At 72.0% G+C, this 25216-nt stretch carries 22 protein-coding genes and 1 pseudogene; 12 read left to right on the plus strand and 11 right to left on the minus strand.

From position 1 onward, the window contains the following. Positions 1-119 precede the first annotated feature (119 nt). From rpmH to ACFOW4_RS11230, 9 genes and pseudogenes are all read left to right on the plus strand, one after another. Positions 120-257 carry a 50S ribosomal protein L34 gene (gene rpmH, locus ACFOW4_RS11190; RefSeq protein ID WP_377526858.1) on the plus strand — a complete coding sequence of 46 codons (138 nt, stop codon included), beginning with the start codon at positions 120-122 and terminating at the stop codon, positions 255-257. 29 nt (positions 258-286) lie between these two features. Continuing rightward, positions 287-703, plus strand: coding sequence for a ribonuclease P protein component (gene rnpA, locus ACFOW4_RS11195; protein WP_377526861.1), 417 nt, complete (start codon positions 287-289; stop codon positions 701-703). Beyond that, on the plus strand, positions 700-993 hold the full coding sequence (gene yidD, locus ACFOW4_RS11200) for a membrane protein insertion efficiency factor YidD (RefSeq protein WP_377526862.1): 294 nt from the start codon (positions 700-702) through the stop codon (positions 991-993). The genes rnpA and yidD overlap by 4 nt, the downstream gene beginning before the upstream one ends. Next, entirely contained in the window at positions 990-1976 is a 987-nt protein-coding gene (gene yidC, locus ACFOW4_RS11205) for a membrane protein insertase YidC (RefSeq protein ID WP_377526864.1), read from the plus strand. Before yidD ends, yidC begins: the two co-directional genes overlap by 4 nt. A gap of 214 nt (positions 1977-2190) precedes the next feature. Continuing rightward, entirely contained in the window at positions 2191-2829 is a 639-nt protein-coding gene (locus ACFOW4_RS11210; protein ID WP_377526865.1) for a protein jag, read from the plus strand. A 136-nt stretch (positions 2830-2965) separates the two neighbouring features. Beyond that, positions 2966-3664 (plus strand): 16S rRNA (guanine(527)-N(7))-methyltransferase RsmG, encoded by a 699-nt coding sequence (gene rsmG / locus ACFOW4_RS11215; protein ID WP_377527077.1) that lies wholly within the window; start codon positions 2966-2968, stop codon positions 3662-3664. Between the two features lie 292 nt (positions 3665-3956). Next, positions 3957-5267 (plus strand): AAA family ATPase, encoded by a 1311-nt coding sequence (locus ACFOW4_RS11220; RefSeq protein WP_377526867.1) that lies wholly within the window; start codon positions 3957-3959, stop codon positions 5265-5267. A gap of 201 nt (positions 5268-5468) precedes the next feature. Then, a pseudogene (locus ACFOW4_RS11225) lies at positions 5469-6305 on the plus strand (ParB/RepB/Spo0J family partition protein); the annotation flags it as partial. Positions 6306-7911: 1606 nt separating this feature from the next. Beyond that, positions 7912-8895 (plus strand): hypothetical protein, encoded by a 984-nt coding sequence (locus ACFOW4_RS11230; protein WP_377527079.1) that lies wholly within the window; start codon positions 7912-7914, stop codon positions 8893-8895. A 185-nt stretch (positions 8896-9080) separates the two neighbouring features. On the opposite strand, the gene ACFOW4_RS11235 is transcribed toward ACFOW4_RS11230, so the two are convergent. Beyond that, positions 9081-10076 (minus strand): D-alanine--D-alanine ligase, encoded by a 996-nt coding sequence (locus ACFOW4_RS11235; RefSeq protein ID WP_377526868.1) that lies wholly within the window; start codon positions 10074-10076, stop codon positions 9081-9083. A gap of 7 nt (positions 10077-10083) precedes the next feature. Further along, on the minus strand, positions 10084-11397 hold the full coding sequence (locus ACFOW4_RS11240; RefSeq protein WP_377526870.1) for a PLP-dependent aminotransferase family protein: 1314 nt from the start codon (positions 11395-11397) through the stop codon (positions 10084-10086). A 290-nt stretch (positions 11398-11687) separates the two neighbouring features. On the opposite strand from ACFOW4_RS11240, the gene ACFOW4_RS11245 reads away from it, so the two are divergent. Beyond that, a complete protein-coding gene (locus tag ACFOW4_RS11245; RefSeq protein ID WP_377526871.1) occupies positions 11688-12353 on the plus strand; it encodes a GNAT family N-acetyltransferase in 666 nt (221 codons plus the stop codon). A gap of 22 nt (positions 12354-12375) precedes the next feature. Here the strand turns inward: ACFOW4_RS11245 and ACFOW4_RS11250 are convergent, their stop codons facing one another. The 7 genes from ACFOW4_RS11250 to murJ form a co-directional block, all read right to left on the minus strand. Further along, the gene (locus ACFOW4_RS11250; protein WP_377526872.1) at positions 12376-13539 is read right to left on the minus strand and encodes an N-acetylmuramoyl-L-alanine amidase; all 1164 of its coding nucleotides are present in this window, start codon (positions 13537-13539) and stop codon (positions 12376-12378) included. Positions 13540-13687: 148 nt separating this feature from the next. After that, positions 13688-14011, minus strand: a complete 324-nt coding sequence (trxA, locus tag ACFOW4_RS11255; protein ID WP_377526874.1) for a thioredoxin — start codon at positions 14009-14011, stop codon at positions 13688-13690. A 29-nt stretch (positions 14012-14040) separates the two neighbouring features. Beyond that, on the minus strand, positions 14041-14994 hold the full coding sequence (trxB, locus tag ACFOW4_RS11260) for a thioredoxin-disulfide reductase (protein WP_377526875.1): 954 nt from the start codon (positions 14992-14994) through the stop codon (positions 14041-14043). A 179-nt stretch (positions 14995-15173) separates the two neighbouring features. After that, the gene (locus tag ACFOW4_RS11265; protein ID WP_377526877.1) at positions 15174-16190 is read right to left on the minus strand and encodes a hypothetical protein; all 1017 of its coding nucleotides are present in this window, start codon (positions 16188-16190) and stop codon (positions 15174-15176) included. Beyond that, on the minus strand, positions 16187-16888 hold the full coding sequence (gene sigM, locus ACFOW4_RS11270) for an RNA polymerase sigma factor SigM (RefSeq protein ID WP_377526878.1): 702 nt from the start codon (positions 16886-16888) through the stop codon (positions 16187-16189). The genes ACFOW4_RS11265 and sigM overlap by 4 nt, the downstream gene beginning before the upstream one ends. A gap of 43 nt (positions 16889-16931) precedes the next feature. Further along, the gene (locus tag ACFOW4_RS11275) at positions 16932-18533 is read right to left on the minus strand and encodes a protein kinase family protein (protein WP_377526880.1); all 1602 of its coding nucleotides are present in this window, start codon (positions 18531-18533) and stop codon (positions 16932-16934) included. A gap of 441 nt (positions 18534-18974) precedes the next feature. Continuing rightward, positions 18975-20732 (minus strand): murein biosynthesis integral membrane protein MurJ, encoded by a 1758-nt coding sequence (murJ, locus tag ACFOW4_RS11280; protein ID WP_377526881.1) that lies wholly within the window; start codon positions 20730-20732, stop codon positions 18975-18977. A gap of 126 nt (positions 20733-20858) precedes the next feature. Here murJ and ACFOW4_RS11285 point away from each other — a divergent pair, with 126 nt between their 5' ends. Beyond that, positions 20859-22319 carry a CCA tRNA nucleotidyltransferase gene (locus ACFOW4_RS11285; protein ID WP_377526883.1) on the plus strand — a complete coding sequence of 487 codons (1461 nt, stop codon included), beginning with the start codon at positions 20859-20861 and terminating at the stop codon, positions 22317-22319. A gap of 121 nt (positions 22320-22440) precedes the next feature. Here the strand turns inward: ACFOW4_RS11285 and ACFOW4_RS11290 are convergent, their stop codons facing one another. Continuing rightward, positions 22441-23976 (minus strand): flotillin family protein, encoded by a 1536-nt coding sequence (locus tag ACFOW4_RS11290; protein ID WP_377526884.1) that lies wholly within the window; start codon positions 23974-23976, stop codon positions 22441-22443. 26 nt (positions 23977-24002) lie between these two features. Further along, positions 24003-24536: a hypothetical protein gene (locus ACFOW4_RS11295; protein WP_377526886.1), complete on the minus strand. Its 534-nt coding sequence runs from the start codon at positions 24534-24536 to the stop codon at positions 24003-24005. Between the two features lie 115 nt (positions 24537-24651). On the opposite strand from ACFOW4_RS11295, the gene ACFOW4_RS11300 reads away from it, so the two are divergent. Continuing rightward, positions 24652-25137 (plus strand): methylated-DNA--[protein]-cysteine S-methyltransferase, encoded by a 486-nt coding sequence (locus tag ACFOW4_RS11300; RefSeq protein WP_377526887.1) that lies wholly within the window; start codon positions 24652-24654, stop codon positions 25135-25137. The last annotated feature ends 79 nt before the right edge of the window (positions 25138-25216 follow it).

A 25216-nucleotide genomic window follows, 5' to 3' on the forward strand; every position in this document is an offset into this window, starting at 1 on the left:
GCCGAGGTTCCGCTCCGCCGGGCAGCACCGATCGGGGGCCACCGCCGAGGTGGCCTGGACCACCACACGACCCCGGCGATCCCGTCGCGCGGGGCGCGTACGAAAACGGAGAGCCTGACGTGAGCAAGCGCACCTACCAGCCGAACAACCGCCGGCGCGCGAAGACCCACGGCTTCCGGCTGCGCATGCGCACCCGTGCCGGCCGTGCCATCCTCTCGAGCCGTCGCTCCAAGGGTCGCACCACCCTGTCGGCCTGAGGCCGACCGGGTCCGGTCCGGGGGCAGTCGTGCTGACGGCCGCGCAACGACTGCGGCGCAGCACTGACTTCGCCGCAGCGGTCCGCGGTGGCCGACGGGCCGGACGGGGTGCCGTCGTGGTCCACCTGACCGTGCCGGTGACCCCGGACCCCACGACATCGACCTCGCCGGAGCCGGCGCGGGACACCGATGCGGAGCAGTCCTCCGTACCGGCCCGCGCCGGCTTCGTCGTGTCCAAGGCCGTGGGCAACGCGGTCGTCCGCAACCGGGTCAAGCGACGGCTCCGGGCGCTGGTCCGGGAGCGGTTGCCCGAACTGCCCGCCGGCAGCACGCTGGTCGTCCGGGCCCTGCCGGCAGCGGCCGAGGCGTCGTACCCGCGTCTCGGCGCCGACTTGGAGGCCGCGATCGCGGGTGCCCGGGCACCGCGCGGGCGGCGGTCCCGATGAGCGCCGGGCCCGGCATCCCGCGCCCGACCTCGACCGGTGCCAGGGTGCTGACGGCGCCCATCATCGCGTACCGTCGGTGGATAAGTCCGGCACTGCCGGCCCGCTGTCGGTTCTACCCGTCGTGCAGTGCGTACGCCCAGGAGGCGGTGGCCCGGCACGGCGCGCTACGGGGAGCCGCGCTGGCGGTCCGGCGGCTGTTGCGCTGCCACCCCTTCCACCCTGGTGGACATGACCCGGTACCGGAGCCGGGCGGTCGCCGCCGTGCCGATGTGACTGGAGCTCCGAATTGAGTCTCGACTGGATCTACTACGCGATTTCGTGGATCCTGCTGACCTGGCACTCCGCCTGGGACGCCATCGGGGTGCCGGTCAACGCGGTGATCGGCACCAACTTCGCCTGGATTCTGGCCATCGTGTTCCTGGTGGTCACCGTCCGCGTGATCCTCTTCCCGGTCTTCGTCAAGCAGATCAAGTCGCAGCGGGCGATGCAGGCGCTCCAGCCCAAGGTCAAGGAGCTCCAGGAGAAGCACAAGGGTGACCGGGAGACGCTCCAGAAAGAGATGATGGAGCTCTACCGGAAGGAAAAGGCCAACCCGCTCATGGGCTGCCTTCCGATGTTCCTCCAGATCCCGGTCTTCCTCGGCCTCTTCCACGTGCTGCGTCGGCTCGACCCGGCCAAGCAGAGCAAGACCCTCTACGGCTGGACCGTCGACCAGTTCGAGAGCGCCTCGCAGGCGAAGCTCTTCACCGCCCCGATCGCCGGCAAGTTCGGCTCCACCGCCGACGAGCTGGCCCGCCTCGGCGCCAACGGCACCACCGTGAAGATCATTGCCGGTGTGCTGGTGCTGCTGATGATGGCCACCACCTACCTCACCAGCCGTCAGATGATCCTCAAGACCGGCTGGGCCGAGGACCCGCAGCAGCGGATGATCCAGCGCCTGATGCTCTACGGCATCCCGCTGTCGCTGCTGATCTCCGGTGCGATCTTCCCGATCGGCGTGATCATCTACTGGGTCACCAACAACCTCTTCACTCTCGGGCAGCAGCAGTGGGTGCTGCGCAAGTTCCCGCCGCCGGTGACCGCCACCAAGGCCGCCAGCACCGCTGCCAGCCGCAACCCGGTACAGCCCGCCAAGTCGGGCGGCCTCTTCGGCCGCGGCAAGACCGCCCCGCAGGCGCCGGTCAAGGCGACCGCCCCGAAGGTGGCTGCCCCGAAGCCCGGTGCGAAGCCGATGAACCCGAAGAAGAGCCGTCCCGCCAAGCGGCAGGGCTAGCTCGCCCGGGCCGTCGTCGGGCAACCGACGACGGCCCGTTCCGACTCCGTGCAGCCGCCGTTAGGCCGGCGCCGGGCCGGAACCCACCGCGCGTGACGCGGCCACGGGCGACACTGCCCGTACAGACGTGCCCGTGGGCACCGGCGACCTCCCGCCGGCCCGCGGGAAACCAGCGGACCCGACGGTCCGGCCGAGCGAGTACGGAGATGAGACCGTGACCGACACCAGCATCCCCCGCGCTGACCAGTCCCTGGACGAGGAGGAGACCGTCAAGCTCGCGGTGGACGGCGACAGCGACATCGAGGACGACGAGACCGAGGACGACGAGACCGAGGACGACGGCACCGCTACCGAAGCTGCGGCCGGCGGCCGGGAGAAGAAGCCCGCGAGCGAGGGCGACCTGTTCCGGCAGAGCGAGATCGCGGCCGACTACGTCGAGGGGCTGCTCGACATCCTCGACTACGACGGCGACATCGACGAGCTGGTCGCCGGTGGCCGTCCGGTCGTCGAGGTGGTCGGCGCTCAGCTGCAGAACCTCGTCGGGCAGCGCGGCGCCACCCTGGAGGCACTCCAGGAGCTGGCCCGACTCGCGGTCTTCCGCCAGACCGGGACGCCGAGCCGCCTGCTGCTCGACGTCGGCGGCTACCGGGCGAACCGCCGCAAGGAACTCGCCGCGGTCGCCAAGAACGCGGTGGAGAAGGTCAAGGAGTACGGCGAGCCGGTCCGGCTGGAGGCGATGTCCGCGTTCGAGCGCAAGTGCGTCCACGACGTGGTTAACGCCATGTCCGGAGTGGCCAGCGAGTCCGAGGGCGTCGAGCCGAACCGGCGCATCATCGTCCGGCCGGCGGACTGACCGGGTGACCCACGACGACACCACGGCTGGCGCCGCGACCGGCCCGGGCGGCACGCCGCCCGGGCCGTCCGCTGTCCGGCCCGAAGATCCGACCCAGTCCCCACCGTCGCCGGCCGACGCGGCGCTGCCGCCCGATCTGGCCCCGGCCGCGGCCACCCTGTTCGGTGACCGGCTCGACGTGGCCGCGGCGTACGCCGAACTGCTGGCCACCGACGGCGTGGTCCGTGGGCTGATCGGCCCCCGTGAGGCGCCCCGCATCTGGGATCGGCACCTGCTCAACTGCGCCGCCGTCGCGGAACGGATCCCGACCGACGCGACCGTGCTCGACGTCGGCTCCGGTGCCGGACTGCCCGGCCTGGTCCTGGCAATCGCCCGTCCCGACCTGACGGTGACACTGATCGAGCCGCTGGCCCGACGAACCTCATTCCTGATCGAGGTGGTCGAGCGACTGGGGCTGACCCGGTCCGTCCGGGTGTTCCGCGGCCGGGCCGACGAGGCGGCCAGTGGAGCGACCGGGCGTGAACCGATCAGCGGGGACGTGGTGACCGCGCGTGCGGTCGCCCCGCTGGACCGACTCGCAGCCTGGAGCCTGCCGCTGGCCGTACGAGGCGGGCGGCTGGTGGCGCTCAAGGGCGCGTCTGCCGCCGAGGAGATCAGCGAGCACGCCGAGGTGGTCACCCGGCTCGGCGGCGGCGAGCCGACCGTGCACCTGTGCGGAGTTGGGGTGATCGACCCGCCCGCCACGGTGGTCGAGATCGTGCGCGAGCGGATGGTCGGTCCGGCCCGTCCGGCGGCCAGCAAACGGTCCCGGGGTGGGCGGCCCCGCCGTCGCTGACGGAATCCCCCTCCCGGGGCGTCCGATCCGCCGTTCGTGGCGGGGTAACGGCGTCCGGCCGGTGGGTTGCCTCGTTGAACCGGTGCGGATGGAACGAGGGGATGAGAACCCGACGTGGACCGGCCGCGCCCGTCCGCCGTAGGCTGACCGCGCGTCGATAGTGTGGAGCGGGCGGCGATGCGAACACGGGGCTCCGATCGCTCCCGAGGGGCCGTACGCTCCGGGGTGCGAGCGCGGGTGCGGCCAGTTGACCGGGTGCGGACCGACCATCCGAAGCGGGCAGGGATGACAGGTGCATGACGACGGCAGGTACGACGATCCACGCGTGACCGGGTCAACCAGCGACCCGGTTTCACGTGAAACCGACTACCCGAGCTGGTCGCCCGGCGGTCCGTCCGGGCCGTCGGCCCCCGGCGGTGATCCGATGGTCCGACGTGATCCGCCTCCCGGGCAGCCGGCGCGAGCGGAGACGCCCGAGCCGGCGACGGCACGCCGCGCGTCGGACGGCTCGGCCCGTCCGGGCAACGCCGCCGAGGTGCGACCCGCGCCGGCCCGACGCGGCAACTCGGCGGCCAGCGTCCGCTTCGAGCCGGCGGTGCCGCACCAACCGACTCCGGCGGCGGTCCGCGACGCCGTCGTGGATGCCCCGACGCCGTCGGCCGAGTCGCCGGCGACCGCCATGACCGATCCCACGTACGTTTCACGTGAAACCCCGACGCGCGAAGAGGATGACCCACCCTTGGCTATGGAGGCGATGCGCGCCGTGCAGATCCTGAATCCCAGCGGCGAGGTGACCATGCCTCGACCCGAGCGGACCCGGGTCATGTGCGTCGCGAACCAGAAGGGCGGCGTGGGGAAGACCACGACCACCGTGAACCTGGCGGTGGCGCTCGCCCTGCACGGCAACCGGGTGCTCGTGGTGGACCTCGACCCGCAGGGCAACGCCTCGACCGGGCTCAACGTTCCGCACCACACGGGGGTGCCGGACGTCTACGACTGCCTGATCAACAGCGTCCCGCTGGCGGAGGTGGCGCAGGCGGTGGAGGGCATCCCGAACCTCTGGTGCGTACCGGCCACGATCGACCTGGCTGGTGCGGAGATCGAGCTCGTGTCCGTGGTGGCACGGGAGTCGCGCCTCGATCGCGCCATCGCCGCGTACCCGGGGCACTTCGACTACGTCTTCATCGACTGCCCGCCCTCGCTCGGCCTGCTGACGGTCAACGCGTTGGTCGCCGCGCAGGAGGTGCTGATCCCCATTCAGTGCGAGTACTACGCCCTGGAGGGGCTGAACCAGCTGATCAACAACATCAACCTGGTCCGGCAGCACCTCAACCCCAAGCTCGAGGTCTCCACCATCCTGCTGACCATGTACGACCGCCGTACCCGGCTGGCGGACGCGGTCGAGCAGGACGTCCGGAACCACTTCGGCGACAAGGTCCTCCAGGCGGTCATCCCCCGCAACGTCCGGGTCTCCGAGGCGCCGAGCTACGGCCAGTCGGTGATGACCTACGATCCCGGATCGCGGGGTGCCACGAGTTACTTCGAGGCCGCCCAGGAGATCGCCGAGCGGGGCGTCATGGAGCCGGTGAGCCGGAATGCGTAGTGCGGACGAGTCGCTGGGAGGCGTGGCATGAAGAACCGTCCTCGGGGCGGTCTGGGTCGGGGCCTGGGGGCGCTCATCCCGACCGGGCCGGTGTCGGGCACCGGCACCTTGACGGCCGAGCCGGAGAGCGAGGCCGCGGGCACGGAGGCTGTCGCCGGCGCACCGACGGTGGCCGCTGCTGCGCCGCCGCCGCCGCCGGAATCTACGCTCAGCCCGGTGCCGGGCGCCCGGTTCGCCGAGATCCCGGTCGACGCGATCGTGCCGAACCCGAAGCAGCCCCGCCAGGTCTTCGACGAGGACGCACTGGAGGAGTTGAAGACCTCCATCCAGGAGGTCGGGTTCCTCCAGCCCATCGTGGTGCGCCAGCTCGACGACGAGAAGTACGAGCTGGTGATGGGCGAGCGGCGTTGGCGGGCCGCTCAGGCGGTCGGTCGGGAGAGCATTCCCGCCATCGTCCGGGACACCCGCGATGACGCCATGCTGCGCGACGCACTCCTGGAGAACATCCACCGGGCCAATCTCAACCCGCTCGAAGAGGCGGCCGCGTACCAGCAGCTGCTGGAGGAGTTCGGGGCCACCCACGAGGAGCTGGCACGGCGGATCGGCCGGAGCCGGCCGCAGATTTCCAACACCATCCGGCTGCTGAACCTCCCCGCCCAGGTGCAACGCCGGGTCGCCGCCGGTGTCCTGTCGGCCGGCCACGCCCGTGCGCTGCTGAGCCTCGACGAGGCCGAGGCGCAGGAGCAGTTGGCGCTGCGGATCGTGGCCGAGGGACTGTCCGTCCGGGCGACCGAGGAGATCGTGGCCCTGGCGCTGAACGACGGCCCGGCGAAGAGCGCGGCCGCGAAGCGTCGACCGAAGCCGCACGCGCCGGCCCTGACGGATCTGGCCGATCGGCTGTCCGACCGTTTCGACACCCGGGTGAAGGTGGACATCGGGCGGAGCAAGGGAAAGATCACGATCGAGTTCGCGACCGTGGACGACCTGGAGCGGATCGTCGGCATCATCGGAGTGCCACAGGAGGAGTCCGGGGATTGAGCTTCTCCTCCTGCGAAAAGGCCGCGCTCCCCGCCCGGGGAGCGCGGCCTTTTCCGTTGCCGCCATCGTTCGGTTTCACGTGAAACGCGGCTCGGCGGGCCTCGGCCTCCCGCTGACTCGGGCGGCAGCGCGGGCCGGTCCGCGCGCACCTACCGCGAGCCGAAGTGGTCGCGATACTCAATTCGACGCCGCTCGTTGCGCGCCAGCCGTTTCCCATGCGGCCGTAGGAGTAGACCAGCGAACAGCCGCCGGGCCGCGAGCCTCCCGCGCGCCACGGCCGGGAAGGCACTCGGTGGCGTCCTGGAGGCTCTTTCCTTGATCCGCCGACCCCACGGTGGCACCGGGCCGACTGCCGGCAGCAGGGGCCTCCAAGGGCCGGCGCCGGCAGCGGCGCACCCGAACCCGGCGTTGCTCGATCTGGCGAGCGCCCATGGTCGCCACGGGTGTTCTCACGCCGGCCGCCCTCGAAGGTAAGCGTCGTCATCCCCGGCCGAAGGGTGAGAGGGCGAGAACCGACTCCGGCCAGAGGGCGATAGCCCTCCTCGCCCCACGGAGGAGTGCCGAATTCGCCCGATGGGTGAGTGCCGACTTCGGCCGGTGGGTGAGTGTGCCACCTCCGGCCGGTGGGTGCGTGCCGACTTCGGCCGGGTGAATGAGTGCCGCCTTCGGCTGGTGGGTGAGGATCGACTCCGGCCTGTGGGTGAGCGCCGACTCCGGTCGGAGGGCGAGAGCCTCCTCGGCCGGAGAGTGGGAGCCGACCTTGGCCGATGGGTGCGCGCCATTCCCGGCTGGAGGGTGAGAGGGCGCGAGTTGACTCCGACTGGCCGCAGCGGCAGCGCCCGCCACGCGAATCGCGACCGTTGAGTTTCCCGCTCCGACCCCGTGCGACGTTCTGGGGCAGGGCTGGCTGTTACCAGTGCGCAATCTGCGGCAGTGGTTCTGGCACTTGAGGCCGCGCGCCCGCGCTCGTCCCGGCCGGTGGGGCGGCGGCCAGCACCTCGGACAGCGGCGCGGCCTTAGGTCAGGGTGCCTTCATCCGGCCGGGAATGGCTGCCGCCCTCTGGCCGGAGTCGGCTGGGCGTCCATCGGCCCGAGGTCGACTCTCACCCACCGGCCGAGGACGACTGCCGTCCACGGCGTCGACTGAGGCTCGCGCCCGGAGCGCTTCGGCAGGGGCAGGACAGGCGGTCGACGGTAGGCGGCAGGCGCCGAGTCGGGTCGACCTGAGGGTGGCGGCAGGCAGCGGCCGGCGACGAGTGGTGGAGGAATCAACCCCGGCGTCGCACCGCCCGAACGGCGACGGCCAGGCCCACGGGCTCGGCACGCCGCAGGCCTACGGCGTGCCGCGCGATGAACGAGCGACGGGCCGAAAAGTTATCCACAGCGGTTTTCCACAGGCACCCCCTGTTTCACGTGAAACCCAGCGTGAAACAGGGGGCTGACCTGTGGATGACGGGCCGTGTTCGGGATCTCGCCAGCCTGTGGATATCGCACCGCCAGTACGTCGTTGGAGGGCGGAGCGATCGACGGACAACGTTGCACCGGACGGCGCGGACCTGTGGAACGGGTAGGGACAGCGGTGCCGGACTCGGTTAGGGTCAGCGTCGTGCACGACACCCCTCCCTCAGTCCCGGACTTCACCCAGTGGCCCTCGTTTCCCTTCGAGGGCGACCTCCGCGTCAAGCAGCTCGATGATCCGGTCCCGGTCGAACCGCCTCGCAAGGGCGAGGGCCTCCGGGAATGCACCGCGTGCAACGCCCCCGAGGACGCCTACATCTGGGTCGGTGAGCGGTGGCGGGTCCGCGCCATGGACCGTCCCACCGGGCTGCCCATGGTGCTCATCCTCGAATCCCGGTCCCATCTCGACCTGGGCGACCTGCCGAATCTGCTCGCCGCCGAACTCGGCGTGATGACGGTACGGCTGGAGCGGGCCATCCGGTCGTTGGACGGGGTGGCCCGGGTGCACGTCAACCGGTGGGGCGACGGCTCGGCCCACCTGCACATGTGGTTCCTCGCCCGGCCGTACGGCCGACTCCAGCTGCGCGGCACCTTCCTGTCGCTGTGGGATTCGATCCTGCCGCCGATCTCTGAGGCCCAGTGGCGGGAGAACCTGGCGCTCGTCGCAGCGTGGCTCGCCGAATTCGGCGGCCGACCGCTGGCCGAGCCGCCCCGTATCCAGTGGCAGGCCCCCTCGAGCCTGTTGGCCCAGTCGGCCGCCGCTGACGCCGCCGCGGCTGCGGAGGAGGCCGCCTCGGTGATCGAGGCGGCCGAGGAGATCCCGGAACCGGCAACTGGTTCCGAGGCCGACCTCCCCGGTTCCGGAGCCGGACCCGGATCACCGACCGGCACCACCGATGACGAGCCGCGACCCGCAAGCGATCCCACCGCCGGAACGGAAGCAGACTCAGCAGCCGGAGCCGGAGCCGGAGCCGGAACGGTAGCCCACAGCGAGCTGGAAAACGAGACACCAGCCGCCACACCGCGGCAGGCCAATCGCGGTTCCGACGCTGACGGGACGGCCGGCACCTCTACCAACGGTGGCGGCACGTCCACCGGAAGCCGCACCACCGGAGCCGTGACCACCGACTGACGGAGGGCCGACTAGGGAGGGCCGACTAGGGAGGGCCGACTAGGGAGGGCCGACTAGGGAGGGCCGACTACGGCGGTCGCGGCAAGCCGTGCGTACGCGGTGATCGTGAAGGTGGCGGGCGCTGACGAACCCCGGCCCGCCACCTCATGGCCTTGCGGAGGAAGAACGGGTGAAGACGGGCGCGGTCAGGCGCGGGCGACGGCGCGCGCCACCAGGGAGCCGAGTACCCGGCCGAAGTCCAGACGGGCCGCCTGCACCGCGAGCGGCAGCAGCGACGTCTCGGTCATCCCGGGCGAGACGTTGACCTCCAGCACGTGCGGCTGGCCAGCGGCGTCCACGATCACGTCCACCCGGGAGAGGTCCCGGAGGCCGAGCGCGGTGTGTGCCGCGAGGGCCACCTCGGCAACGTGGGCGGCCACATCGGGCTCCAGTCGTGCCGGGGCGTGCCAGGTGGTCCGGCCGGCGGTGTAGCGGGCGGCGTAGTCGTACACACCGTTGCGCGGCACGATCTCCACCGGCGGCAGGGCCTGCGGCCCGTCGCCCAGGTCAACCACGGAGACGGCCACGTCCATCCCGGGCACGTACCGCTCGACCAGCGCGGTCGAGTCGTACGCGAAGCAGCCCACCATGGCGGCCGGCAGCGACGCGTCGTCCCGGACCACGGCGGCACCCAGCCCGGATCCGCCCTGCGCCGGCTTGACCATCAGCGGCAGGCCCAGTCGGTCGACGATCCGGTCCAGTACCGCCACCGCGCCCAGCTCGGAGAAGCGGTCGTGCGGGAGGGCCACCCAGTCCGGGGTGGGAATGCCGGCCTCGCGGAGGACCGCCTTCGCCGAGGGCTTGTCCCAGGCGAGCCGGGAGGCCCGGGCGTCGCAGCCGACGTACGGCACGCCGCAGAGGTCGAGCACCCCGCGCAGCGAGCCATCCTCGCCGGTGGCCCCGTGCAGGGCGATCACCACGGCGTCCGGCGGGTCGGCGGCCAGCGCTGGCAGCAGTGCCACGTCGGCGTCCCGCAGCTCGGCCTCCACCCCGACGGCGCGCAGCGCGTCGAGCACCCGGCGGCCGGAGCGCAGGGAGACGTCCCGCTCGTAGGAGAGCCCTCCGGCGAGCACCAGCACCCGCAGGTCGGCCGTGACGGCGGAATCGGTCACGAGGGAGTGCTCGGCAACGGTCGTACCCATGCCGGCATCATGCCAAGTCGGGCCCCGGCGCGTCGGACCCGGCCCGGCCACGACGTGCGCTGGCGCCACCCACGGCACCGAAGACGCGGCGCATGGCGATCTCCTGCTCCATCACGCCGGCCAGCCGGCGGACGCCCTCACGGATCCGCTCCGGGGGCGGGAAGCTGAAATTGAGCCGCATGGTGCCGGTGCCGGAGCCGTCGGCGTAGAAGCCGGTGCCGGGAACGTAGGCGACCCGGGCGGCGACCGCTCGCGGCATCATCGCCTTCGAGTCCAAACCGTCGGGCAGGGTGGCCCAGACGAAGAGGCCGCCCGCGGGGTTGGTCCAGCTGGTCCCGGTGGGCATCAGATCGGCGAGCGCGTCGAGCATGGCGTCCCGGCGCTCCCGGTAGACCTCGCGGTAGACCTTGAGCTGCTCGCGCCACGGCATTGTGCCGAGGTAGGTCGATACGGCGGCCTGGGCGTAGCCGCTGGGGCAGAGGATCTGCGCCTCGCTGGCGATGACCAGCTTGTCGCGGACGGCGTGTGGCGCCAGGATCCAGCCGACCCGCAGGCCGGGGGCGAAGGTCTTGGAGAAGGTGCTGAGGTAGAAGACGCCCTCTCTGCGGCGGGCGCGCAGCGGTGCCGGCGCCTCGCCCTCGAACCCCAACTGGCCGTACGGGTCGTCCTCGACCACCAGCAGACCGGCGCGCTCGCAGATGTCGAGGACCCGCTCCCGGCGCTCCTCGCTCAGCGTCACGCCGGTCGGGTTCTGGTAGGTGGGGATCGTGTAGAGGAACTTCACCCGGCGACCGGCGCGGGCCAGGTCGGCGATGGCCGCCTCCAGTGCCTCCGGAATCAGCCCGTCGGCGTCCATCGGTACGTGCGCTACCTGCGCCTGGGCGGCCTGGAAGACTCCGAGGGCACCGACGTAGGTCGGCCCCTCGGCGAGCACCACGTCACCCGGATCGAGGAAGAGCCGCGCCACCAGGTCCAGTGCCTGCTGACCGCCGACGGTGACCACCACGTCCTCCGGGGAGGCACCGCAGCTCGCGTCGATGCCGGAGAGCGCCATCACCTCGCAGATCCGCTCGCGCAGTTCCAGGGTGCCCTGGCCGATGCCGTACTGGAGGGTGGTGACCCCGTGCTCGGAGCCGAGCCGACCGAGCATCTCGCCGACCGCGTCCAGTGGCAGGGCGGCGATGTAGGGAGCGCCGCCGGCGAGGGAGACGACCTCCGGTCGACTGGCCACCGCGAACAATGCTCGGATCTCGGAGGCGGTCATTCCGCGTACTCGACGCGCGTACCGGTCGGTGTAGTCGTCGAGCGTCGTACCGGTCATGACCTCACCTCGATCGCTGCTCGGGTGGCTCCCGCCCCGGGTACCCCGCGCACCGGCGACCATGGCGGAGGGGACACCAATTGTCGATCCTAGTCCGCCCGCGCCCGTCCGGGCAGGCTGCGGCCGCGAGCGTCCACATCCCGGACCGGGGTCCCCCGGTCCGGTGACCGGTGTGCGCGTCCCCTCCCGTACCGTCGATCGGCGGCGTACGATCGCTCGTCGGGGGCAGGAAGGCGGCGCTGTCGTTCCGTGCCGTTCTCACCACCGAGCCTATTGTGGGGATGCGCCATATGTCGCGACGTCTGGTCAGCCTGACCCTCGACACGTTGGAAGACCTTCCGCGCCCGTGCCGGCAGTGCGTCTACTGGGAACTGGATCCGGTCTCCGCCGACCGGGCCTGCGCCGCTGGTGATCCAGGGCTGGAGAAGGAGGCCTGGGTCTCCCAGACGCTGCTGGAGTGGGGCTCGTGCGGCAAGCTGGCGTACGTCGACGGCATGCCGGCCGGCTTCGTGATGTACGCCCCGCCCGCCTACGTGCCCCGGTCGATGGCCTTCCCCACGTCGCCCGTCTCGGCCGACGCGGCGCTGCTGATGACCGCCAACGTGGTTCCCGCCTTCGCCGGCGGCGGGCTCGGCCGGATGCTGGTGCAGGGGGTCGCCCGGGACCTGACCAAGCGGGGTATCAAGGCGATCGAGGCGTTCGGTGACGCCAAGTTCGGCGACGCGGACGACCCGGCGGGCGGCTGCGTCGCTCCGGCCGACTTCTTCCTCTCCGTCGGCTTCAAGACGGTTCGTCCGCACCCACGGTTTCCGCGGCTTCGGCTCGAGTTGCGTACGGCGCTGAGCTGGAAGTCCGACGTCGAGTACGCGCTGGAGAAGCTGCTCGGCTCGATGAGCCCGGAGACCCTGCTCCGGCCCGTCCGGCCGGCACCGGCCACCCGCTCCACCGGCGGCTGAGCACGCGGGAGGCAGCCGCCCGTCAGTCCACCACGGTGCCGGCGGCCACCACGGCACGCAGCTCGCTGACGTCGATCGAGCCGGTCGCCACGTCCCGCTCGACCGGGAAGTACATGCGTTGCACCGCCGCCACGATCGCCTCCACCACCCGGTCCCGGAACCGGGGGTCCACCAGCCGGGCCCGGTCCGCCGGCGAGGTGAGGTAGCCGACCTCGACCCGGACGGCCGGCATCCGGGTCAACCGGAGCAGGTCCCAGGCCTTGGCGTGGGTACGGCAGTCGCGCAGCCCGGTGCGCGCGACGATCTCCCGTTGCACCAGCCCGGCCAGCCGCTCACCGGTCGCCGAGGTCACGCCGTTGTCGGTGCCGTAGTGGTAGGTGGCCACCCCCTCGGCGTCCGGGTTGGCGTGCCCGTCCAGGTGCAGCGAGATGAACACGTCGGCGCCGAGCGAGTTGGCCAGCAGGGCCCGGTCGGTGTCCGGCAGGCAGGTGTCGGGCGCGGGACCGCGGGTGAGCTGCACCCGTACCCCGGAGGCGGCGAGCCGCCCCTCCAGCCGGCTGGCCAGGTCGTGCACCAGGTCCGCCTCCGTCCACCGCAGCGAGCCGTCGGGCACCACCACGCCCGGGTCGGTGCCTCCGTGACCGGGGTCGATCACCACGGTCTTGCCGACCAGGGCCGGGCCGGATTGCCGGATCGCGTCGGACTCACGCAGCCACTGCGGGCGGCCACCGACCACCTTGCGGCCGAGTCGGCGCAGGGCGCCCATGGTGTGCGGGCCGCAGGAGCCGTCCGGGGTGAGCCCGACCTCGCGCTGGAACTGGGCCACCGCGCGGGAGGTCCGGATGCCGTAGATGGCGTCCGCGCGACCCACGTCGTACCCCATCTCCAGCAGCCGCTCCTGGAGCGACCGGACGTCCTCGCCGGTGAGTGGTTCGGGCACCGCGTGGTAGAGGGTGCGGGCGCCGAGCCGCCAGCGGGCGGCGTCCAGGGCCCGCCAGGTCTCCGCGCCGACCCGGCCGTCCACGCTGAGCCCGCGGGACTGCTGGAACGCCCGGACGGCGCGCTCGGTGTCGACGTCGAACTCGTCCGCGTCGGCGTCGGCGCCGGCGAGCAGGTCGAGGCCGGTAAGGACGGTACGGATCTCCGTGACCGCGGGTCCCCGGTCACCGGCTCGGATCGGACGCACGCACGACCCCCTCTGCACGACGCTGGCTGGCCGGGCGGCCCCGGCCTCTGAGGTTATGCGTTCCGCGGCGGCGAGGTGGCTGGGCTGGGAAAAAGACCGAACCCCGCACCCGGTCGCCGGGTACGGGGTTTGGTGTTGGTTCGGTCGGTCAGAGCGCCGACTGGATCAGCTTCACCAGCTCGCCCTTGGGCTTCGCGCCGGCGATCGACTGCACCGGCTGGCCGCCCTTGAAGACGGTGAGCGTCGGCACCGACATCACCCGGTAGGCCCGCGCCGTCTCCGGGTTCTCGTCGATGTTCAGCTTGACGATGGTGACCTGGTCACCCATTTCGCCGGCGATCTCCTCGAGCAGCGGCGACACCTTGCGGCACGGCCCGCACCACTCGGCCCAGAAGTCCACCAGCACCGGCTTGTCGGACTGCAGCACGTCCGCGGCGAAACTCTTGTCGGTGACCGCCTTGGTTGCTCCCACTATGCCCCTCCTCGGGATTGTTCGGTTGTTCAGCCCTGAATGGTCGCGATGAACCGCTCGGCGTCCAGCGCGGCGGCACAGCCGGTGCCGGCCGCGGTGATCGCCTGACGGTAGGTGTGGTCGACGACGTCGCCGGCGGCGAAGACGCCCGGCACGCTGGTCCGGGTGCTGGGCGCCTGGACCTTCACGTAGCCCTCGTCGTCGACCTCGACCTGGTCACGGAAGAGCTCACTGCGGGGGTCGTGACCGATGGCCACGAAGACACCGGTCACGTCGAGCACCTTGGTCTGGCCGGTGTGCACGTTGCGGACCCGTACGCCGGTGACCTTGCCGTCGGCGCCCAGGACCTCCTCGACGGTGGTGTTCCACTCGACCTTGATCTTGTCGTTGTGCAACGCCCGGTCAGCCATGATCTTGCTGGCCCGGAACGAGTCACGCCGGTGGATGATCGTGACCGAGTCGGCGAAGCGGGTGAGGAAGCTCGCCTCCTCCATCGCCGAGTCGCCACCGCCGACGACCACGATGTGCTGGTTGCGGAAGAAGAACCCGTCGCAGGTGGCGCAGGAGGAGACGCCGTGGCCGAGATATTCCTGCTCGCCCGGCACGCCCAGCGGACGCCAGGCCGAACCGGTGGAGAGGATGACGGCGCGGGCCCGGTAAGCAGTCTCGCCGACCCAGACCGTGCTCACCGCGCCGGAACCGATGTCGCCGGTGTCCCTCAGCTCGACGCGGGTCACGTCGTCGGTGAGGAACTCGGCGCCGAACCGCTCGGCCTGCTTACGCATGTTGTCCATCAGCTCGGGGCCGAGGATGCCGTCGGCGAAGCCGGGGAAGTTTTCCACCTCGGTCGTGGTCATCAGCGCGCCACCCGACTGCACGCCCTCGATGACCAGCGGCTTCAGGTTGGCACGCGCGGCGTAGACCGCCGCCGTGTAACCGGCCGGCCCGGAGCCGATGATGATCAGGTTGCGGACCTCGTCCACTGCCGTCTCCCGAGTTGTGTGTGTTCGGCGTCGGCGCGTACCGATGCCGATCCGAGTGCCGACGCCCGAGAGGTGTCGGCAGCTGACATCCAGAACTCATCGTACGAACCGGGGATTCCCGAGCCGGGCATCCGGTGGGTCAGGTCACGCGGGCGGACAACCGCCCGATGACCGCGGATTCACCCTACCCGCGCCTGATACCGCGTGTCCGCGCCGGACCCGGGCACACCACACTCGGGACCGCTCACCCATGCCCAACGGGCGCCCTCCGCGTCGGTGAACCGGATGACCAGCGCCTGCTCACCGCGGAACGCGGCGTAGTCGATCACCTCGATCACGAGCGGGGCCGCGCCGTGCTCCGCCGCGATATCGGCCAGGCAGGCGGTCAGCGCGGCCTCGTCGGTCAACCGGACCAGTTGGTCCAGCCCGCCCGGAGCCGGCCGCCGACCACCCTCGGAGTCCACCCCGGGCTGCCCGGCCGACGAGCTGGTGACCCGCTGCTTCGTCGTGGGCCCGGCCGACGCGTTCCCCAGCGTCTGCGGGGTGTAGTCCGTCCCGCTGCGCAGCGACGGGCCGGTGGTGCGTACGGGAGCGGCCGCCGACGCGCCCTCCGGGGCGCTGGCCGGCTGGTCCAGGGCCGCGGTGCCGGTGCTGCTGTCCGCCAGCCGGTTGAGCCCGAGCCCGACGACGGCGACGGCGACGGCGACGGCGAGCGCCAGTGGCGTGGCCCGCCGGGCCCATCGGCGCGATCGCCGGCCCGGACCGGTGGATGTGCCGCGGGCCGGATCCGCCAGGGCCGGGCTGGCTGGCCGGCGCCCGGGACCGCCGCCGCTCTGCGTGGGTACGACCGCCGCGGCGGCCGGGCCACCGGGATCGCGGACGGCGGTGTCGGAGACGACGGTGTCGGAGATGGCGTCGGCCGGATCCTCGGTCGGCACCGGGTCGGCTCCGGCCAGCGCGGCCGCGATTCGTCCGGCCAGCTCCGGCGGCAGTTGCGGCGCCGGCTCCGCCCATCGGGCCAGGTCGGCCCGTACCTCGGCCACCGCCGGCGACAGCAGCGCGTACGCCTGCGCCCATGCCGGATCCGCCTCGACCAGCCGGCCGACCTCCGCCTCCTGCGGCGTGCCGTCCAGCGCCCCGCCGAGGTAGTCGGCGAGCAGGTCGTCGTCGACCTCCCTGAACCCCCCGGCAGTCACGTGTCCTCCTGGTTGGCGTCGCCTCGGTACCGCACAGACCCCGATCCGACGCCTTCGGGCGGTCGCGGGTTCCCCGACGTGACGCCCGGCACCTCACCGGCCGTCGCGGTGGCGCCCCGGTGGGCCGGCGTCGGGCGCAGATGCCCGAGCAGCACCGCCAGCCGGGCGCGGCCGCGGGCGCACCGGCTCTTCACCGTGCCCTCGGCGACGCCGAGGATCCGGGCCACCTCGGCGACCGGGTAGCCCTGCAGGTCGACCAGCACCAACGCGGCCCGCTGGTCGATCGGCAGCGCGGCGAGCGCCTCCCGGACGACCAGCGCGGTGTCGTGGTCCTCGACCGGTGCGGCGGGTTCCGTGCCCCCGGTGCCCGAGCCGTCGTGCGCTCGGCTGCCGTCCGGCAGCGGCACGGTGGGATGCGCCTGCCGGCGTCGGATCCGGTCCAGGCACGCGTTCACCACGATCCGGTGCAGCCAGGTGGTGACCGCCGAGTCGCCACGGAACCTGCCGGCGGCCCGGTGCGCGGAGAGCAGTGCGTCCTGGAGCGCGTCAGCGGCCTCCTCGCGGTCGCCGAGCGTACGCAGAGCGACCGCCCAGAGCCGGTCGCGATGCCGGTGGAACAGCTCGGCGAAGGCGTCCCGGTCGCCGGTGACATGGGCGCGCAGCAGCTCCAGATCGGTCCTGCCGGCGCGCCCGTCCATCACCACGTCCGGCGGATGCGGTGCCCTGGTGGAGGTACCCGGCTCACGACCCCTGGACCGTGATCTCCTGCACGCCGAGCTTGAAGCCGCCGTCGGACGGGGGCAGCTCGGTGATCCAGAACAGCAGGTACCGGTACTTCTGGTCGGCGTCGAAGCCGTTGAACGTCATGGTGGTGCCGTCGTGATCCTCGAACGGCTGGCCGATGGGGGTCTTGTAGTCCCTGACCAGATCGTTGTCACCCTTGGAGGACGACGGCGGGTTGACGCTGCCGGCGAGGAGCTGGGCGGACGCGCCGGTGGCCGACAGCACCGCCCGCACCGACTTGACGCTGTGCGGCTCGCCGAGGTCGAGCCAGACCCCCATGCCCTTCTTCAGGTTGCCGAAGTTGGGCCGGTCCTTGTAGGTCTCGGTCTCCCAGCCCTTGTCCTCGTCGCCGTCAATGATCTTGTCGGCGTCGTCGAGCTCGCTGCGGTTCTTGCTGTCCGGGTCGATGATCCGGACGCCCTTCACGGTCAGCTTCCGCACGGTCGCGGCGGCCGGGGTGGCCTCACCGACCGGCGCGCTGGTGGTCGGCGCGGCGGCCGGGGAGTTCTGCGGATCCTTGTCGTCGCCCAGTGCGCTGATGCCGATCAGCAGCCCGACCAGAGCCACCGCCAACAGGCCGGCGATGCCGATGGCGACCTTGCGACCGCCGGCAGCGGCGAGCGGCGACGGCTCGTCCTCGGTGTCAGCGGTGAAGCGCAGCGGCCCGCTGTTGTCCAGGTAGTGATCTTCGGCCGGCACGTCCAGCCGCGCCAGCTCGGCGGCGAGCACGTCCGAGGACGGCGGCGCGATCTCGGCGTCCAGCAGGTCCATGGTCAGGTCGTCCAGGTACGCGGGCACGCCGGCTCGAACCTGACGGGGCGCCGCGATGGCGCCGCCGGCGTCACGGACCGCGTCCGGGATGGCGGCACGGCCATGGCCGGCCGTGGCGCCGTGAAGCGGTGCCTCGGCGTGCGGCCAGTGCCCGGTCAGGGCGAAGTAGAGGATGCCGCCGACCGCCCGGATGTCGTTCTCCTGGCTGTCGGCGCCGTCGGTGCGCGCGTCGGCCAGCACCACCCGGCCGTCGTCGCTGATCATCACCGTGCCCGGGTGGACGTTGCCGTGCACCATGTCGGTGGCGTGCACCGCGGCGAGCGCGCTGGCGACGGCGTTGCCGATCGCGGTGGCCCGGGCCGGGTCCAGCGGACCCTCGGCGGCCAGCTCGCGCAGGGACTGGCCGTCCACCCACTCGCGCACCACGTAGGCCCGCTCGGCCTCGTCGATGGCGTCGTAGACACCGACCAGGTTGGGATGGATGACCCGGCTGGCCGCGACGGCGGCCTGGAGCATCTCGGTGGCGGAGTCGCCACCCGGGTAGCGCAACACGACCGCGACCGGGCGACGCAGGATGACGTCGACCCCGCGCCAGACCAGCCGACCCGCGCTGTCGTTGTTGATGTGCTCGACCAGTTCGTACCGCTCGGCGAGGATCTCACCGGCCGTGGGAGCACCGAAGGTCATGACCGGCGGAGCGCTCTCGTCCGCCTCCTGACCCTCGCCGACCTGGGTCACCCGTCCTCCCTCGGTGATCGTGTCGATCGATGGACCCGCGCTGCTGGGCATGTGGCTTCCCGCTCTGCCGTCGAAGGAACCGGCCGACCGGTGTCGACGCCCAGCGCCGGCGCCTGCCGTACCCGTCGAGAGCGACCTTACCCGGGTTGCCCGTCTCCCCGACATGTCATCTTCCCGCCGTACCCACCGGGGTGCCGGGTGTCGGAGAGGTCGTCCGGTTACGACCCTTGTCAGCCACGTTGCTGGCACATGTACTAGCCAATCTACGGCTTCACCGCAAGTGACCGACACAGGGGCCGGACCCCCGTGGTGCGCCCGCCGAGCCGGCGATTTCCCACCGATCGGGCCACCACGCTCAGCCGTACGGCTGGTTATCCACAGGCCAATCCAGCGAATGACCGGCGAATCGCGGAGTTATCCACAGCTGCATCCCCAGGCTGATGATCCGCAGTCACGGTGTGTCGCACCGACCGTGGGTCGGGTTGGTGCCGATCAGCGACCGAGGCGGCGGCGGACCATGCCGATCACCTCGGTGATCTCACCGATCCGCAGCACCGTGGCCAGCCCCAGGTACGTCCCGCAGATCACCGCGCCGCCCACCACGAGCTGCACGATGGCCTCAGCGCGCGTCGGCGTGTCGTCACCCGGCAGCAGCTTGACCACGATCAGGCCGACCACCGCCGCACCGAGGGCCGCAACCGCTACCCGCCCGCCGGTCCGCATGATCTCGCCGAGACCGATCCGGCCGACCCGGGGCCGCAGCAACCAGGCGGAGGCGACCGCGGCGGCCAGATACGAGACGGCATTGCCGATCATCATGCCGGCGCCGGCGAAGCTCGCCGAGAAGGCCACGTAGAGCATGATCTGCACTCCGATGCGGAGCGCCACCACCGGGATGTTGATCAGCGCCGGGGTGCGGGTGTCCGGCAGGGCGTAGAAGGCGAACGTGAACAGCTGGCTGACCGCGAACGGAACCAGCGCGAGCGCGGCGGCGAGCAGCACCACGGACGTTGCGGTGGCGTTGTCCTCGTTGAAGGCGCCGAACCGGAACAGCGTGAACGCGATCGGAGTGGCGAGGACGGCGTAGCAGACCGCGATCGGAGCGAGGACCGCGGTGACCGTCCGGGTGCCCCGGGACAGGTCGGCGGTGAGATCCGCGTGCCGGCCGTCGGCGGCGGCCGCGCTCATCCGGGGCATCAGCGCTGTGATGATCGAGACGGCGATGATGCCGTGCGCCGTCATCAGCAGCAGGAAGACGTTGTTGTAGATCAGCGGGCCGGCGGCGTTCTCCCGGCCGGCCCGGTTCAGCAGGTTGAACAGCACGATCAGGCCGATCTGGCTGACCGCGACGTAGCAGATCATCCACGCCCCGAGCCGGCCCAGCTCGCGCAGGCCCAGCTCGCGGAAGTCGAAGCGGAGCTTCCAGCGGAAACCGACCTTGCGCAGCGCCGGCAGCAGGCCGACGGCCTGGATCGCCACGCCGAGCAGCGTGCCGCCGCCGATCAGCAGGATCCGCCCGGTGGTCATCTGGTCCGGCCGGACGATCTCGGCGCCGAACACGGCGATGTAGAGGCCGGCGGTAGCGATCACCACCAGGTTGTTCAGGATCGGCGCCCACATCGGGGCGGCGAAGTGCCCCCGGGTGTTGAGCACCGCGCTGATCAGCGCGCTGAGCCCGGAGAAGAAGATCATCGGCAGCATCAGTCGGGCCAGCGCCGTGACCAGCTTCGAATATTCGCCGGCCGACTCGCCGCTGCCGTAGAGCACGGTCAACCACGATGCCGACAGCACTGCCAGCAGGGCCGCCGCGCCCAGCGCCAACACCGCCAGGGTGAGCAGCCGCTGGGAGTACGCCTGGCCGCCGTCCGCGTCGGTCTTGCGGCGGCGCACCAGCACCGGGATCAGCACGCTGGTGAGGACGCCGCCGAGCAGGAACTCGTAGACCATCCCGGGCAGGATCTGCGCGGTGGTGTACGCGTCACCGACCAGCGCGCCGCCGAGCGCCGCCGCGATCACCAGATTGCGCAGGAAGCCCGTACCCCGGCTGACCAGGCTGCCGATCGCCATCACCGCGCTGTTGGTCGCGGCGCTCGCCTCACCCACCTGCTCCTGCGGCGGGGCGGCCGACTCCATCGCCGGCTGGTTGAGCGGCTCGGCGGAGATGAAGGTGGCCCCGTCTCCCGGCCGCCCCCCGCCCCCCGCCCCGCCGCCCTCAGCGGCGTTCGCGCTGCGGTAGAGCCCGCCGCTCATCTCCAGCCTCCCCGGGGTACGTCGAGCCGGGCACCGGCCCGCACGTCACAGACCTTAGTCAACCGGTGGTCGTTACCCGCGCCCGGCGGACGCGATGCCGGCCCGGCCCGATAGGCTGGCGATCCCATGTCCGAAGCCTCCGCTCCCCACGCCGCCGACCGCCGCGAACTCACCGCCGCGCAGCGCAACGCCGTCGCCGAACTGCTCCGGGTCTCCCCGGTCGCCGACGAGCTGGGCCGCCGGTTCGCCCGCGCCGGCCACGAGTTGCACCTGGTGGGCGGTTCGGTGCGGGACGCGCTGCTCGGCCGGCTCGGTGACGACCTGGATTTCTGCACCGACGCGCACCCCGACCAGACGCTGCGGATCCTCAAGGGCTGGGCCGAGTCGATCTGGGAGACCGGCCGGGAGTTCGGCACCATCGGCGCCCAGCGCGACGGGCTCCGGCTGGAGGTCACCACCTTCCGCGCCGAGTCGTACGACCAGGTCAGCCGCAACCCGGTGGTGGTGTACGGCACCAGCCTCGACGAGGACCTGAAGCGACGCGACTTCACAGTCAACGCGATGGCGGTGAGCCTGCCCGAGCACCGGTTCACCGACCCGCACGGCGGGCTGGACGATCTCGCCGCCAAGGTGATCCGTACCCCCGGCACCCCTGCCCAGTCGTTCGGCGACGACCCGCTGCGGATGCTGCGGGCCGCCCGGTTCGCCGCCCAGCTGCGCTTCGCCGTCCATCCGGACGTGCACGCGGCGATGAGCCGGATGGCCGCCGACCTGGACCGGATCACCGCCGAGCGGATCCGCGACGAGTTCACCAAGCTGCTCTGCGGCGCGGACCCGATCACCGGGCTGCGGCTGCTGGTGGAGACCGGGCTGGCCGAGCGATTCCTGCCCGAGCTGACCGGGCTGAAGCTGGAGATCGACGAGCACGCCCAGCACAAGGACGTCTACGAGCACACGCTCACCGTGGTCGACAACGCCGTCTCCTTCGAGGAGGAGGGCTGCGACTTCATTCTGCGGATGGCCGCCCTCATGCACGACGTCGGCAAGCCGGGGACGAAGTCGGTCGGCCCGGACGGCCGGGTCAGCTTCCACCACCACGAGGTGGTCGGTGCCCGGCTCACCAAGGCCCGGATGAAGGCGCTGCGCTACCCCAAGGACATCACCGCGAAGGTGACCGCGCTGGTCGCGCTGCACCTGCGCTTCTACGGGTACGGCCGGGGCGAGTGGACCGACTCGGCGGTCCGGCGGTACGTCGCCGACGCCGGTGACCTGCTGCCGAGGCTGCACAAGCTGACGCGCTCCGACTGCACCACCCGCAACCGGCGCAAGGCCGCGCAGCTCGCCGCCGACTACGACGCGCTGGAAGACCGGATCGCCCGGATCGCGGCCGAGGAGGACCTGGCCCGGGTCCGCCCCGACCTGGACGGCAACGCGATCATGGAGTTGCTCGGCGTACCGCCGGGGCCGGTGGTGGGCCGGGCCTGGAAGTACCTCAAGGAGCTGCGCCTGGAACGCGGCCCGCTGGACCGCGACGAGGCCGAGGCCGAGCTGCTGCGCTGGGCCCGCGCCGAGGGCCTGATCGAGTAGCCCGCCAGCCGTCACCCTCGACGACGCCGCGGAAGATCTTGGAGGAAACGCGCCCCTCCAGGGGCATTTTCCCTCCAAGATCCCTATGGCTTCTCCGCGACGACGCCTTCCAGGGTCTCGGTCAGCGCGTCTCGACGGCCGTTCCGTCCATGGCCGGGGTGCCCTTGCCGCCCGACGCGCCGTTGCCACCCGAGGTGGACGCGGAACCGAGCCGCGCGAGCAGGCCGGCCAGGTCGATGCCGGTCAGGTCGCTGCCGAGCTGAAGGCCCTGCGCCACGTTGCCGGCCACCGACTTCGTCAGCGAAGACGCCCCGTCGGTCGAGATGACGGTCATCTTGTCGATCGCGCCGATCGGCGCGCTGGCCGCCTCGACCACCTGCGGCAGCACCTTGACCAGCAGGTCCAGCACCGCCGCCTCCCCGTACGCGGCGAACGCCTCGGCCTTGCGCGCCATCGCGTCCGCCTCAGCCTGCCCTCGGGCCAGGATCGCCGCGGCCTCGGCCGTGCCCTCCCGCTCGACGGCCTCGGCGATCGCGGACCGCCGGCGCTGCTCGGCCTCGCCCTCCTTGGCGCCCTCGATGGCGTTCGCCTCGGCCAGCGCGGCCCGCCGGGCCCGCTCGCCCTCACCGGTGAGCCGGGCCTGCTCGGCGGCGGCCTGCGCGGCGGCGATGACCGCCTGCCGCTGCGCGTCGGCGTGCAGCACCGCCGCGTTGCGGGCCGCCTCGGCCTCCTGCTCGACCTTGTACCGCGCGGCGTCGGCCGGCTTGCGGACCTCGGTGTCGAGCTGGCGCTGCTTGAGTTCGGCGTTGCGCTCGGCCACCTTCTGCTGCTCGGAGAGGATCGCCTGGTCCCGCTCGGCCTGGGCGAGCGGCCCGGCCGCCGCCGACTTCGCCTTCGCCGCGTCGATCTCGGCCTGGATGCCGGCCTGCTTGAGGGAGAGGTTCCGGTTCGCCTCGGCGATGGCCTCCTCGGCGAGCAGCCGCTCCTGCTCGGCCTGCTGCCGGGCCCGCGCCTCGGCGATCGCGGCGTCCTTGAGCACCCGGGCGGCCTCCGGCCGGCCGAGGTCCTGCAGGTACGAGCCCTCGGCGAGGATGTCCTGGAGCTGGAAGGTGTCCAGCACCAGACCCTGGTTGGTCATCGAGTGCTCGGCCTCCTCGGCGACGGCGCTGGCGAACGCCGCCCGGTCCCGGATCACCTCCTCGACGGTGAGCCGGCCGACGATCGAGCGCAGTGCTCCGGCCAGCACCTCCCGGGTGAAGTTGTCGATCTCGTCCTGCTGATGCAGGAACCGCTGGGCGGCGGCGCGGATCGCGTCCTCGGTGCCGCCGACCTTGACGATGGCCACGCCGTGCAGGTCGGTCCGGATGCCCTGCTTGCTCACCGCACCCCGGATGCCGACGTCGATCCGGCGGCTGGACAGGTCGAGCGACTGCAGTTTCTGCACCACGGGCAGGACGAAGACCGAGGCGCCCAGCACCACCTTCTGACCGGACATGTCGGTCGACCGGCCGCCGTCGGCGGTCTGGGTGGTGCGGCCCTTGCGGCCGGTGACGATGAACGCCTCGTTCGGCCCGGCCACCTTGATCCGGGAGAGCACGAAGAGCACCAGGACGAGCACGAGGAGGACCGCGCCGCCGATGGCGATGAGCAGGGGCATGGAGGTGTCCTGTCTGCGAGGAGGAGTCAGTAGGTCTCGACGTGCACGCTGGTCTCGCTCAGCGCCTGGACGACGAAGACCTGGGCGCCGACCGGGATCGGGTGGTCCGCCCGGGCGTTGAGCTTCACCGGCTGACCGGCGACGCGTACCCGGACCTCGCCGTACCCGTTGAGGGGCACCGGCGTGACCACGAGGCCGAGCGCGCCGACCAGGTCGTCGCGCGTCGGCGTGGCGTCGGTACGCATGTTCCGCGCCGCTCGGCTGAGCCGGGAGGCGAGCCAGCCGGTGGGCACCGCGGCGAGCACGCCGCCGGCCGCCGCGGCCGCGATCCTGCCCGGCGTACCACCGCCGAGCAGTTCGTTGACGATCGCGGCACCGAAGCCGAACGCCCCGGCGAAGCCGGCGACCGTCTCCAGCGACACCGGGCCGTCCAGGTCGACGTGCCCGAACTGGAGCAGTTCCGTGCCGAGCAGGGCGAGCGCCAGCACCGCGACGCCCGCGCCGCCGATGATCAGAAAGATGAGCGTCCCCGTGGCCACGATCTGCACGGTAGTGGGCATTGGCAACGCTCGACGCCCGGCGACGGGCCACACAGTGGCAGCGGCTCCACCATCGGCGCCGGCAGGATCTGGACGGCCACCGAGCACCACAACGCGGTCAGCGACAATGGGGTCCATGCGCTGGACCGTGCTCGACTCGCCGATCGGCGAGTTCTCCGTGGCCACCGATGGGGAGAGCGTCCGTGGAGCGCACTTCGGCCGGATCGGGACGGCGATCGAGGAGCCGGACGACGAGGTGGCCGAGCGGGCTGTCGGCGAGCTGCGGGCGTACTTCGCCGGCGAGCTGACCGAGTTCACCGTGCCGATCTCGGCCCCGCGGGGCTCCGACTTCGAGCGGGCCGTCTGGCGCGAGATGACCCGCATCCCGTACGGCGAGACGTCGACCTACGGCGAGGTGGCGAAGACCCTCGGTGATGTCGGGGCGGCTCGGGCGGTGGGAGTTGCTTGCAACCGGAACCCGGTCCCGGTGCTCGTGCCCTGCCACCGGATCGTCGGTGCCGGCGGCAAGCTGGTCGGCTTCGGCGGGGGCCTGGACCGCAAGGTGAAGCTGCTGGAGCTGGAGGCCGGGGTGGCGCTGCGACAGGCCTGGACAGGGCGCTGACGGAGCAGCTCCGGAGGCACCTGTCGACCGGGTCGAGCCGAACGCGCGAGGGCCGGGTCCGAACGGACCCGGCCCTCGA

The sequence above is a fragment of the Micromonospora sp. GCM10011542 genome (assembly GCF_042650685.1).
In the GTDB taxonomy this organism is placed as follows: Bacteria; Actinomycetota; Actinomycetes; order Mycobacteriales; family Micromonosporaceae; genus Micromonospora.